Here is an 11,887-nt window from a genome sequence, read left to right on the forward strand (position 1 = left end):
CCACGACCAGAGGATCCCGTCATGACCTGGATCGGCCGTCTCCGTCTCCTCCTCTCCCTCCTCCTCGTCCTCGCCCTCGCCGCGGCCCTGTGCCTGGTGTTCAACCAGCGTCAGCGCCAGAGCCTCTCGGTGAGCGCGGCGATCGAGCAGCCCCGCTACGCGATCGCCGCCGTCGCCCCCGGCGTCGTCACCGACATCGGGGTGGCCCTCGGCGACGAGGTCCGCGCCGGGGACGTGCTGTTCACGATGACCAGCGTCGAGCTGCAGCAGGACGCCGTCCACGGCCTCAAGGCCAGCTCCAACGACGCCATGGAGATCGATCCCGAGCAGGGCACGATCGTCTACCGCGCCACCGCGGACGGCCGCGTCGCCGCGCTGAGCGCGACGTCCGGCAACTACCTCGGGGCCGGCGCGCCCGTCGCGACGATCGTGCGGTCCACCCCGCGCACCGTGCAGGCGCAGTTCCGTCTCACGCCCCGCGACTACGGCCGTCTCGAGGAGGGTGCCCGTGCGCAGATCCTGCTGCCCGACGACCGCACGATCGAGGGCACCGTCGGCTCCGCGTCGGTGGTGACCGAGAACGGGCAGGCGATCACCCGGGCGCTCATCACGAGCCCTGATCTCGAGGCGCAGGACCTCGACCTCATCGCGACCGACGGCGCCCCGGTGTCGGTGACGGTCGAGCTGACCGACAGCGGCGTCCTCGCCGGCCCCACGGACGCCCTGATGGACGCCCTGCGCTCGGTGGGTCTGCGATGAGGCCCCCGCGCCGCGCCCTCCTCGCCGGCGCGCCGCTGGGCGTGATCGCCCTGGGAGCATCGGCCTGCACGGGCGACCGCTCCTCGGGCGGCGGCACCGGGCCGAGCGCGGCCCTCCCCACCGCGGCCGCGTTCACCGACGAGGAGGTCCGCGGGTCGATGTCCGCGCTGCCCGAGCTCCCCGCCCCCGCGGACCTGAGGACCGTGCGGCTCGCCGACGGCCTGGTACCGCCGACGAATCGCTGGTTCTCCGGGCTCGTCTTCGGCGACGAGCCGCAGACGGTCCACCCGCTGCCGCTGTCCTTCGCCCTCGTCGACGGCGGGTTCGCGCTCGGTCTGCCGACGGTCACCACCTCGGCGCGCACGATCATGGGTGCTCACGTCCCCGAGGTCGAGGTCGCCGTCGCGGGGGCGGGGAGCGGGATCGTCTCCGCCTACGACGAGGCGTCCGTGCGGCTCGACCTCCTCGGCGGAGACGGGACCGCGCTGGCCACCGTGACGATCGCCGAGGGCTGGCCGTGCGTCGCCCTGCAGGCCCGCGCCGCCCTCGACCTCACCCTCTCCACCGCCTTCAACGGCGCAGCGACCGCTGCGGAGCCGGCGACGCTCACGGTGGGCGAGCACGAGTACGGGCTGCGCCTGGAGGGCGGGGACCTCGACGGCGCCCGCTGCTCCCTGGAGGCCGACGGCTGGGTGACGCTCTTCGCGGTCCCCGTCGGCGGCACCGCCGCGGACGTCGCGCCCGCCGCCGTGCCGCTGCGCGGGACCAGCCTGACCCGCTCCGTGTCCGACGACGCCGCCCGCGCGACCCTCACCTACGAGACCGCGGACTCCTCCCCCACGGTCGTCGCCGCCATGCCCCACCACGGGGCGGACGCGGGGGCCGCGGAGGCGCTCGGCACCTATCCGAGCGTCTACGGCACCCTCGTGCTGCGGCCCGGCCCGGACCTGACCTGGAGCGCCCCGCGGCGCACTGTCCGCGCGGCGCTCGACCTCTCGGGCCTCGACGACGACGCGCGGGAGGAGCTCGCCGCTCAGGTGGTGGCCGACGTCGCCGGCCTCCCCGACTATCCCGCGGACACGTACTTCGGCGGGAAGGCCCTGCACCGGGACGCGCAGCTGCTCGCGATCGCCCGGCAGGTCGGGGCCGACGAGGCCGCGGCCGGGCTCGAGGAGCGGGTGCTCACCCAGATCCGCCGCTGGACGGAGGTCGCCGGGGCGGAGGAGCGGGACGCCTTCTGCTTCACCTACGACGCGACCAACCGGGGGGTCGTCGGCCTCACGCCGTCCTTCGGGTCCGAGCAGTTCAACGACCACCACTTCCACTACGGCTACTTCCTCCACGCCGCCGGCACGCTCGCCGCGGACGACGAGGACCTCGCCGCGGAGCTCGCCCCGGTGATGGACGCCCTCGCCGCGGACATCGCCTGCGACGCGGCCACCGACGCGGTGCCGGTGCGGCGCGTGTTCGACGCCTACGCCTCGCACTCCTGGGCCTCGGGCACCTCCCCCTTCGCCGACGGCAACAACCAGGAGTCCAGCTCCGAGGCGACGACCGCGTGGGCGGGGCTGGAGCTGTGGGCCCGGGCGCGCGGGGACGGGGAGCTCGCCGCGGGCGCCGCCTGGCTGCTCGCGCACGAGGCCGCCGCCGCCCGCGCCTACTGGACGGACTTCGACCTAGCGGACCCGGTGTACGAGTGCTTCGAGCACTCGGTGCTGCCCCTGCAGTTCGGCGGCAAGCGGGACTACGCCACCTGGTTCTCCCCCGAGCCCGCGGCGGCGCTCGCGATCCTCGCGCTGCCCATGTCCCCGAGCTCCGACCACCTGGCCGACGATCCCGAGCGGGTGCGGCGCAACATCGCCGAGGCCACGGCCTCCGGCGGATTCGCGCAGCAGTACGGTGACTGGCTGCTGATGTACGCGGCGCTCGGCGGCGAGGACGACCGGGCGGCGGCGCTCGAGGCGGCGCGTGAGCTGGCGGACGAGCACCTCGACGACGGCGACACCCGCAGCTACCTGCTGGCGTTCATCCTGTCCCGGTGAGGGGCGCGGGGACGGCGCTCAGCCGGCGACGGCCTCCAGCACCAGCACGGTGCCGTCCTCGTAGACGGAGAGGGTGACGGTGTCCGCCACGTCCTTCACGCCCTGCGGCGCCTGTCCCATGGCGACGCCCACCTGCGCCCAGTCGAGCATCTCGACGTCGTTGAAGCCGTCTCCCACCGTGAGGGTGCGCTCGCGGGGGATGTCGAGCCGCTCGCGCACCACCTCGAGGGCGCTCGCCTTGGAGACGCCGGGGGCGGCCATGTCGAGCCAGGCGGTCCAGCCGATCGCGTACTCGACGCCGTGCACGCCGGACTCCGCGATCACGCGGCTGAACTCCTGCGGGGAGAGGTCGGGGACGTGGACGACGACGCGCACGGCCTCGAGCTCCATGAGCTGGTCGAGGTCGCTCTCGATCGCCTCGACGCCGAAGCTCGCGTCCTGGAAGCCGGGGGTGGCGCGGAAGGCGCCGCTGGCCATCTCGACGGCGTAGTGGGCGTCCGGCGCGACCTTGCGCAGCGTGGCGAGGGCCTGACCGGGCTGGAAGGTGCGGGTGTCGATCACGCGGTAGCCCTCCGGGGCCGACGGGTCCATCTCGAGGGTGACGGCGCCGTTGGAGCAGACGGCGTAGCCGTGCTCGATGCCGGCGGCGCGGACGATCGGCACGGTCGCCCCGAGGGAGCGGCCGGTCGCGATGACGACGGTGGACCCGCGGGCGGCGCGCTGGAGCGCCTCGCGCATGGGGGCGCTCATCGCGCCGTCGTGGTCCACGAGGGTGCCGTCGACGTCGAGCCCGATGAGCAGGTGCTCCCCGGCGAGCTGGTCGAGGTGATCGGCGAGGCGGGCGCGGGTGGCCTCGACGTCGGTCGTCGCGGGCGCGGGGTTCATGCCGTCCAGTGTCCCAGCCCCGGCTGACGAACGGGTGAACCGGCGATGACGCAGCGCCGCCAGGATCCGCCGGCCGAGGCCCTTCCGCTCCGCTCCCGTCATCTCAGGCGACGACCTCGAAGACCTCACGGCCGCCGAGGAACGGGCGCAGGCCCTCGGGGACCACCACGGAGCCGTCGGGCTGCTGGTGGTTCTCGAGGATCGCCGCGATGAAGCGGGTGGTGCCGAGGGTGCCGTTGAGGGTCGCGACGGGGCGCAGGCCGTCCTCGGTGCGCTCGCGGATGTTCAGCCGCCGTGCCTGGAACTGGGTGGTGTTCGAGGTGGAGGTGAGCTCGCGGTAGGTCTCCTGGCTCGGCATCCACGCCTCGCAGTCGAACTTGCGGGCGGCGGAGGTGCCGAGGTCGCCGGCGGCGGTGTCGATGATGCGATAGGGCACGTCGATCCTCGCCATCATCTCCCGCTCCCAGTCCAGGAGCCGCTCGTGCTCCGCGTAGGAGTCCTCGATGCGGCAGTAGGAGAACATCTCGACCTTGTGGAACTGGTGCACGCGGATGATGCCGCGGGTGTCCTTGCCGTAGCTGCCGGCCTCGCGGCGGTAGCAGGCGCTCCAACCGGCGTAGCGGATCGGGCCGTCGGAGAGGTCGAGGACCTCGTCGCGGTGGTAGCTCGCGAGGGCCACCTCGCTCGTGCCCACGAGGTAGAGGTCGTCGTCCTTGTCGAGGTGGTAGACCTCGTCGGCGTGCTCGCCGAGGAAGCCGGTGCCCTCCATCGACTCGGGCAGCACCAGGGTGGGCGTGATCATCGGCGTGAAGCCGGCGCGCGTGGCCTGGTCGATCGCGGCGTTGAGGATCGCGAGCTCGAGCTGCGCGCCGACGCCGGTGAGGAAGTAGAAGCGGGCACCGGAGACCTTCGCGCCGCGCGCCATGTCGATCGCCTTCAGCCCTTCGGCGATCTCGAGGTGGTCCTTGACGGGAGCCTCGAACGCGGGGATCTCGCCGACGGTCTCGCGGAGCACGAAGTCCGCCTCGAGGCCCTCGGGGGCACCCTCGGCAAGGTTCGGGATCGTGCGCAGCAGGCGGTCGCGCTCAGCGAGCGCGTCGCCGGCCTCGGCCTCGAGCCGCTTGACGTCCGCGGCGAGACCCTTGACCTGGGCGAGCAGCTCCTGCTTCTCCTCACCCTTCGCCTGGGCGACCTTCTTGCCGAAGCTCTTCTGCTCCGCGCGGGCGGATTCGAAGGCGGCGGTGGCCTCGCGCCAGGAGGAGTCCGCGGCGAGCACGGAGTCGACCACGCCGGCATCGCGCCGGCGCGCCCTCTGTGCGTCTCGGACCAGGTCGGGGTTCTCGCGCAGCTGCCGCAGATCGATCATTCGTCCAGGGTACCCGCGGCGGCGGGTCCCCCGCCCGCGGAGGTGAGCAGGGTCCGCACGGCGGTGAGCACGGCCTCGGGGCCGTGCCCGGCGGCGCGGGCCTCCGCGATCGGGGCGGCGAGGAGCCGGGCGAGCCCGGGGTCGAGGTCCCCCGCGGGGGCGACCGCGACGCCGGCGGGCAGCGGGTCCGCGATGCGGGTGCCGGCGCCGCGGGCGGTGTGCAGCACCTCCGCCACCTCGAGCTCCTTGTAGGCGCGGGCGACGGTGCCGGGGGCGAGACCGAGGTCCGTGGCGAGCGCACGGATCGCGGGGAGCCGGTCCCCGGGGCGGAGGATGCCGGTGGCGAGCTGGGCGAGGATGCCGCGGCGGATCTGCTCGAAGGGCGGCAGCGGGTGCTCGAGGTCCACGACGAGGGCGTCGTCGGTCATCCGGCGGTCCCGGTCATCGGCGCGGCGGGCAGGCGCAGCGCGCGTCGGGAGGTGTCGCGACGGGCGGCGAGGGCGGGGGCGAGGACGAGCACGGCGCCCCATCCTGTCACGGCGACCCCGCCGATCGCGGCGAGGAGGGCGAGCACCCCGCTCACGACGACGGCGGTGGGGACGTCGGCCCCCATGTCGCCGAGGCCGCCGGCGACGCCCAGGGCGCGGGTCGCGGCGAGGCCGCCGAGGACGACGCCGAGGAGACCGGTGCCGATCATGACGGCTCCGATCACGGTGGCCGCGGAGCGGCGGCGGGCGAGCAGGTCCCCTCCAACGCCGCCGGGGCGGCGCGCGGTGACCGCGCGCAGGGCGAGGGCGGCGAGGAGGACCAGCAGGACCAGGGCGATCGCAGCGGGGATCGTGTACCAGGAGCCGGGGTAGGGCGCGATCCCGATCTCGATCGTCACCCCGCTCGCGTCGGTCCCGCTCCCGGTGAGGACCCGGCCGGGTCGGAGGACGTCGTCCGGGGAGGCCAGCACCGTCGTCATCACCATGAGCGCGCCGAGCCCGAGCACGGCGGCGGCCGCGGCGAGCGAGGCCGCGCAGGGCAGCACCTCCCGCAGGCCGTGGGGCTCGAGGTCGGCGCTGCGGCTCGCCCCGACGATCGGGGCGGCGAGCCGCCCCTCCCCGATCAGCACCGCGAGGACGAGCGCGGCGGTGCCGAGCAGCGGGGCGGTGCCGGCGAGCGCGCCGTGGCCGAGCCTGCCGGGGAGCGGCACGGCCGCGAGGAGCGCCGCGGCGATCAGGACGCCGGCGATCCCGCCCACGCGGCGGGCGCGCAGCTGGGCACGGTCCAGGCCGGTCGTCTCCGGGCGCACGAGCAGGAGGACGAGGAGGACGACACCCGCGAGGGCGAGCACTCCGAGCAGAATGATCAGGAGGGGACCGGCGAGGGACATGTCGACACCTTTCGTCAGGGGCCGGCGACCGATCGGCCGCATCTTGTATCACCCTATTGGCACATAGGGTCGCGGTCCGGCACCACGGTGTCAAGCCCTCCATCGGGATCCGATCCCGGACGTCCGCGCGGTCGGACCGCGGGCCCTCGCGGACCGTACGCTGTGCCCATGGATCTCGGTGCAGTGCTCTCGATCATCGGCCTCGTCGTGGGGGTCGTCGCGATCGTCCTGCTCGCCCTGGTGCTGCGCTCCCTGGGCCGGCACCGCCGCGAGCTCGCCGAGCTGCGCGCCGCGACCACCGGGGCGATCCCCGTCGTCGACGGCGGCGAGGCGGGAGCCGGCGGTGAGCCGACGGCGCAGGAGGACCCGCCCGCGCGGCTGAAGAAGGTCGCCGTCGTCCTAAACCCCTCGAAGTTCGCGGACGCCGACGCCTTCCGCGCGCGCCTGCGCGAGGTCGTCGAGCGCGTCGAGGAGGCGGAGATCGCCTTCTACGAGACGACCGTCGAGGACCCGGGACAGGGGCAGGCGCGCGAGGCGATCTCCGAGGGGGCGGACCTCGTCATGGCCGCGGGCGGGGACGGGACCGTCCGCATGGTCGCCTCCGTGCTCGCCGGCACGGATGTGCGCATGGGCATCATCCCCTCGGGCACCGGCAACCTGCTCGCCCGCAACGTCGACGTCCCGCTCGAGGACCCGGCCGCCGCGATGACCGCCGCGCTCACCGGCCAGGACCGCCACGTCGACGTCGGCTGGCTGCAGACGGGCGGCTCGATCGCCGAGGCCTCCGCCGCCTCCCCGCAGATCTTCCTCGTCATCGCCGGCTTCGGGGCGGACGCCGAGATGATCGGCCACACCGATGACGGCATGAAGAAGCGGATCGGCTGGATCGCCTACGTGCTCGGAGGGGTGCGCACCGTGATGGGCCGCAGCGTCGACGTCGTCCTCGACCTGCCCGACGGCACCCGCCACACGCACCGCGCCCGCACCGTGCTCCTCGGCAACGTCGGCCGCCTCCCCGGCGGCTTCGTGCTCATGCCCGGCGCGACCGTGGACAACGGCCGGCTCGAGATCGTCGTCGCCGGCTGGCGCGGCGCGGCCGGCTTCAGCCAGGTCGTCACCGAGGTCGTGAACCCGCGCCTCGTGCCCAGCCGCCGCACGCGCATCGCGAACCGGCTCTCCACGATGGAGCGCTACCACTCCCCCGCGGTGCAGGTCGTCACGGCGGCGCCGCAGCCGGTGCAGCTCGACGGGGACACGGACGACGAGGCCACGCACTTCATCGCGCGCGTGGATCCCGGGGTGCTGCGCCTGCGGGTGCCGGTCAGCTCGCGCTCCCGCGGCCGCTGATCCCGGTCACCCCGGGGCCGGAGGCTCGCGGGGGCCCGTCGGCGCACCCGCCTCAGCCGCGCGGCGCCGCGATCATCCCGCTGAGCCGCTCCAGCCACTCGTGGGCCTCGTCGTAGGTCTCGTCGGCGAAGTCCTCCCGCACCTCCGTGCGCTCCCCGTCCACCCGCGGGTAGGAGCCGAGGTAGTGGACGACGGGGCACATGCGGTGCAGGGAGCGCAGCGCGGCCGCGACCCGGCGGTCCTCGAGGTGGCCCTCGAGGTCGATCGAGAAGGAGTACCGGCCCAGGAAGTCGCCGATCGGCCGCGACTCGATGCGGGACATGTTCACGCCGTTCGCGCTGAGCATCTCGAGCGCCTCGAGCAGCGCGCCGGAGCGGTTGTGGGGCAGCTGGACGACGATCGTGGTCTTGTCCGCGCCGGTGCGGGCGGGGATCCGGCCCTCACGGGTGACGAGCACGAAGCGGGTCTGCGCGCCGGCGGTGTCCTCGATGCCGTCGGCGAGGATCTCGAGGCCGAAGTGCTCCGCCGCGAGGCGCGAGCAGACGGCCGCGCGGCCGCGCGCCTGCTCCGGGGCCGCCTCGGCGAGGTCGCGCGCGGCGGCGGCCGTCGAGGAGGAGGTCGCGACGCGCGCGGCGGGGACGTGCGTGCGCAGCCAGCCCTGCACCTGCGCCTGCGCATGGGGATGGGAGGAGATCGTCGTGAGCTCCTCCAGCGCGATCGGCTCCCGCGCGGCGAGGACGAAGCTGATGAGCACCACCTGCTCGGCGACGATCGTGATCGAGTCCGTCGCGGCGAGCACGTCGAGGGTGCCGGAGACCCCGCCCTCGACGGAGTTCTCGATGGGGGCCATGAGCGCGTCGATGTCCCCGGCGAGCAGGTCGGTGGTCGCCGTCGCGACGGAGGAGAAGGGCACCATCGTCACCTCGGCCGGGTCAGCGACCGGGGTGGGGCCCTCGAAGGCCTGCAGCAGCGCCTGGTGGGTGAAGGTGGTCTCGGGGCCCAGGAATCCGTAGCGCATGACCTGGAGCGTATCGGTCCGCCGCGGCCGGGCCGGTGCCCGACCGCAGGCCGGTCGCGGCCGGCGGGCGTCGTCCGGTCCCGGGATCTCCCCCACTCCTCCTCGGCGTCGTCACCGCTGGTCCAGGGGCGGGCACGGCTGCGCCCGTACGATCGATCCATGCCGTCCCTCCCCCGCCCCGTCACCGCGCTCCCGGCCCTGCTCCTCGCCCTGTTCTGCGCGGCGACGCTGGTCCTCGCGGGCGCCCCGTCGGCGCGGGCCGCGGGCGCGGACGGGGAGGGCGCGATCACGGCGGACGAGCCCGTCCGCCTGGTCATCGCGACGGCGGGCCTGGACTGGCGGGACGTCACCCTCGAGCTCACGCCGCACCTGCAGTGCCTCGCGGACCGCTCGGGCCTCGGCGCCATGAACACGACCTCGGTCTCCGTGGTCTCCACGATGCGCCAGGGCATGGAGACGATCCGCTCGGGCTACCGCGGCCTCGCGGCGGACGCCCCCCGCACCGCCGGCATCCCGGACCCGGCCGTCGACCAGTGGGAGCAGCTCGGGGTGCCCGTGACGGAGGTCGACGGAGGCGGCGGGCCGGACGACGCCGGCTCCGACGACGCCGCCGGGTCCGACGAGCCCGCGGACCCGGCGGTCTCCACCGCGGCGACCCTGCCCGACGGCGCCGCCGACGAGATCTCCGAGGGCCTCGGCGCGGAGGACGGGATCGTCCTCGTGGACCTCGGCGGTCTGCCGGACCGCGCCGACCCGGAGCGTGCCGACGCCCTCACCGCCCTGGACGCGCGGGCGGGCGAGGTGATCGACGCCGCCGGGGGCTGCGACGCGGACTCGCTGCCGCGCACGCTCACCCTCTCCGTCGCGGCGATCGACCCGGCGGATCCGGACGCCTCGGAGCGCACCGAGGCGATGGCCTCCCGCTCGGCGGGGCTGCAGGTCGCGATGGACTCCGCGCTCCCGGGCCGCGCCCTCACCTCGGGGGCGACGAAGCAGCCGGGCGTGGTCATGCTGACGGACGTCGCGCCCACGATCCTCGCGTCCTACGGGGCGAGCTCCGAGGGTCTCCTCAACGGCCAGCCCCTGCGGGGGACGGAGAGCGCAGACCCGCAGCAGCTCGTCAAGGACCGCTCGCTCGCCGCCCTCGAGGTGGACGACGCGACGATCCCGGCGCTGGGCTCCTGGCTCGCCCTCGGGGTCATGGGGCTGGTCCTGCTGCTCGTCCCGGCCCTCGGCCGTCGCCCGCGGCTGCAAGCCCTCGGCCGGGCTCTGACGACGATCGCCCCGCTCGCCCTGCCGGTGGGCCTCATGGCCTCGCTCGTGCCCTGGTGGCGCGCGGAGCATCCGGCGCTCGCGCTCACGGGCGTCGTCTGGGCGGGCTCCGCGCTGCTCGCGCTCGTGGTGCTCGCGGGTCCCTGGCGGCGGGTCCCCCGCGGCTCGGTCGCGGTGAGCGCGGCGCTCGTGGGCGGCATCGTCCTGCTGGAGTCCGCGACGGGCTCCCGGCTGCAGCTGGGCTCCCCGCTGGGCGCGCAGCCCATCTCCGGCGGCCGCTTCTACGGGCTGTCCAACCACCTGTTCGGGATCGTCCTCGCGGCGTCGCTGATCGCCCTGCTGTGCCTGTTCACGCTGCTCCGCACGGCGCGAGCACGGGTGCTGTGGACGCTCGACGTGGGTGTCGCGGTCGCGGTGGTGTGCGTGACGCCGTCGATGGGTGCGGACTTCGGGTCGATGCTCGCGACGGTTCCGACGTTCGGCCTGCTCGCGCTGCTCGTCTCGGGGATCCGGCTCCGCCCGTGGCACGTGGTCTCGCTGCTCGCCGGCGGCGCGGTGCTCGTGCTCGGGGTCTCCTTCCTGGACTGGCTGCGGCCGCCCGAGGACCGCACGCATCTGGGGCGCTTCATCAACGAGCTGCTCTCGGGCGAGCTCGTGGCGGTCGTGGTCCGCAAGCTCGCGCAGAACGTGGGGATGACGCTCGGCTATCCCGCGCTCACGGTGCTCCTGATCCTCGCGCTCGCCTGCTCGGTGGCCGCGCTCATGCCCCGCCGTGCTCGGCTCACCAGACTCGCAGCGCTGTACGAGGAGCACCCCTACGCCCTGCACACGATGATCGCGGTGGTCGCTGGCGGATGGCTGGGCTATGCGGTGAACGACACCGGTCCGGTGCTCGTCGCGGCGATGTTCGGGATCGCACTCGTGCTGCTCCCTCCGGCGCTCCCCTCACCCGGCGACGAGCCGACGGCCCATGCCACCGGCACGGGAGCCGATGACAGCACGAACGTCCGCCTGAGCACCGAGGGACGCTGAGAGGAGCCACACACGGCGGATCCTATGCCGGTGGCGATGCGTGGGGCCGCCCCGCGTGCGGCGGGCCGCCTGAGCCTCCCATCAGGAGCGCCTCACCCCCAGCGCTGACCAGCCCTGGACAACGCTCCAACACGAATCCGAGACCGCTGTCGCACCTGATGCGTCATCAGACGCTGCGCCCGCCCCAGTCCCCCGCCCCGCTGCCTCTCACGCTCTCGTCCCCTTCTCCCGCCGGGGGACGACGTGGGAAGGGCACGAGACAGCAGCGAGCCGAACAGCCACGGAATCCACGTGCCAGGGAGCAGACACGTCCTCAGGCCCATGACGCGGCGAGGCCATGTGCCGGAGGACGAGAGAGCAGTTGAGCCGGTGCGTCAGCGGGCCGCCGTCTCCGGGGATCCTCAGGGAGCGATGGCCTCGGCCCGCTCTCTCCCCGTCGAGCCGCACCTCTCAGCGCCCTGGCCTCCGAGCCCTGTACGGGCCCCGGGACGGGGATGGGACCCGCGTGCTTCGATGCGATGGGCTCGCGCGCCTCAGCGCGCTGTCGATGGGGCAGCGAACGGCAACGTGCAGCTGATGGCGATGGTGACTGTCGCCGTGCTCGTGGACGTCCGGTGGGCTCACCACGCGCGGGCGTCTGAGCCGGCCCGGAAAACGGACATGAAAAAAGGGAAGGGCAGAGAACGGCGAGACACTCTCACGAGCACCCCAGCGACGTCCTCCACCCTTCCCGATGAAGATGTCCGGCGGCGACCTACTCTCCCACACCCTCCCGAGTGCAGTACCAT

9 protein-coding genes are annotated in these 11,887 nt (G+C 74.3%); 4 read left to right on the plus strand and 5 right to left on the minus strand.

From position 1 onward, the window contains the following. The first annotated feature begins 21 nt into the window (after positions 1–21). Both ABD080_RS16670 and ABD080_RS16675 read left to right on the plus strand, forming a co-directional pair. Positions 22–759, plus strand: coding sequence for an efflux RND transporter periplasmic adaptor subunit (locus ABD080_RS16670; RefSeq protein WP_137771569.1), 738 nt, complete (start codon positions 22–24; stop codon positions 757–759). After that, positions 756–2,801: a glycosyl hydrolase gene (locus ABD080_RS16675; RefSeq protein WP_343906561.1), complete on the plus strand. Its 2,046-nt coding sequence runs from the start codon at positions 756–758 to the stop codon at positions 2,799–2,801. The genes ABD080_RS16670 and ABD080_RS16675 overlap by 4 nt, the downstream gene beginning before the upstream one ends. Before the next feature lie 18 nt (positions 2,802–2,819). Here ABD080_RS16675 and ABD080_RS16680 read toward each other — a convergent pair whose 3' ends face one another. The 4 genes from ABD080_RS16680 to ABD080_RS16695 form a co-directional block, all read right to left on the minus strand. Next, the gene (locus tag ABD080_RS16680) at positions 2,820–3,686 is read right to left on the minus strand and encodes an HAD family hydrolase (RefSeq protein ID WP_137771571.1); all 867 of its coding nucleotides are present in this window, start codon (positions 3,684–3,686) and stop codon (positions 2,820–2,822) included. A 103-nt stretch (positions 3,687–3,789) separates the two neighbouring features. Beyond that, entirely contained in the window at positions 3,790–5,052 is a 1,263-nt protein-coding gene (gene serS, locus ABD080_RS16685; RefSeq protein WP_137771572.1) for a serine--tRNA ligase, read from the minus strand. Continuing rightward, positions 5,049–5,480, minus strand: a complete 432-nt coding sequence (locus ABD080_RS16690) for a GntR family transcriptional regulator (RefSeq protein WP_343906563.1) — start codon at positions 5,478–5,480, stop codon at positions 5,049–5,051. Before ABD080_RS16690 ends, serS begins: the two co-directional genes overlap by 4 nt. Further along, a complete protein-coding gene (locus ABD080_RS16695) occupies positions 5,477–6,430 on the minus strand; it encodes a hypothetical protein (RefSeq protein ID WP_343906565.1) in 954 nt (317 codons plus the stop codon). Before ABD080_RS16695 ends, ABD080_RS16690 begins: the two co-directional genes overlap by 4 nt. A 168-nt stretch (positions 6,431–6,598) precedes the next feature. Here ABD080_RS16695 and ABD080_RS16700 point away from each other — a divergent pair, with 168 nt between their 5' ends. Further along, complete coding sequence (locus ABD080_RS16700; protein WP_137771575.1) at positions 6,599–7,777, plus strand: diacylglycerol/lipid kinase family protein; 1,179 nt, start codon at positions 6,599–6,601, stop codon at positions 7,775–7,777. A 52-nt stretch (positions 7,778–7,829) separates the two neighbouring features. Here the strand turns inward: ABD080_RS16700 and pheA are convergent, their stop codons facing one another. Continuing rightward, positions 7,830–8,795 carry a prephenate dehydratase gene (pheA, locus tag ABD080_RS16705; protein ID WP_137771576.1) on the minus strand — a complete coding sequence of 322 codons (966 nt, stop codon included), beginning with the start codon at positions 8,793–8,795 and terminating at the stop codon, positions 7,830–7,832. A gap of 159 nt (positions 8,796–8,954) precedes the next feature. Between pheA and ABD080_RS16710 the strand changes: the two genes are divergently transcribed. Next, positions 8,955–11,099, plus strand: a complete 2,145-nt coding sequence (locus ABD080_RS16710; protein WP_343906568.1) for a hypothetical protein — start codon at positions 8,955–8,957, stop codon at positions 11,097–11,099. The last annotated feature ends 788 nt before the right edge of the window (positions 11,100–11,887 follow it).

The sequence above is a fragment of the Brachybacterium rhamnosum genome, from assembly GCF_039526185.1.
In the GTDB taxonomy this organism is placed as follows: domain Bacteria; phylum Actinomycetota; class Actinomycetes; order Actinomycetales; family Dermabacteraceae; genus Brachybacterium; species Brachybacterium rhamnosum.

Coding starts and splice junctions, on each gene's coding strand:
- ABD080_RS16690 (WP_343906563.1), bottom strand. CDS start 5,480: ATGACCGACGACGCCCTCGTCGTGGACCTCGAGCACCCGCTGCCGCCC.
- serS (WP_137771572.1), bottom strand. CDS start 5,052: ATGATCGATCTGCGGCAGCTGCGCGAGAACCCCGACCTGGTCCGAGAC.
- ABD080_RS16710 (WP_343906568.1), top strand. CDS start 8,955: ATGCCGTCCCTCCCCCGCCCCGTCACCGCGCTCCCGGCCCTGCTCCTC.
- ABD080_RS16670 (WP_137771569.1), top strand. CDS start 22: ATGACCTGGATCGGCCGTCTCCGTCTCCTCCTCTCCCTCCTCCTCGTC.
- pheA (WP_137771576.1), bottom strand. CDS start 8,795: ATGCGCTACGGATTCCTGGGCCCCGAGACCACCTTCACCCACCAGGCG.
- ABD080_RS16675 (WP_343906561.1), top strand. CDS start 756: ATGAGGCCCCCGCGCCGCGCCCTCCTCGCCGGCGCGCCGCTGGGCGTG.
- ABD080_RS16695 (WP_343906565.1), bottom strand. CDS start 6,430: ATGTCCCTCGCCGGTCCCCTCCTGATCATTCTGCTCGGAGTGCTCGCC.
- ABD080_RS16700 (WP_137771575.1), top strand. CDS start 6,599: ATGGATCTCGGTGCAGTGCTCTCGATCATCGGCCTCGTCGTGGGGGTC.
- ABD080_RS16680 (WP_137771571.1), bottom strand. CDS start 3,686: ATGAACCCCGCGCCCGCGACGACCGACGTCGAGGCCACCCGCGCCCGC.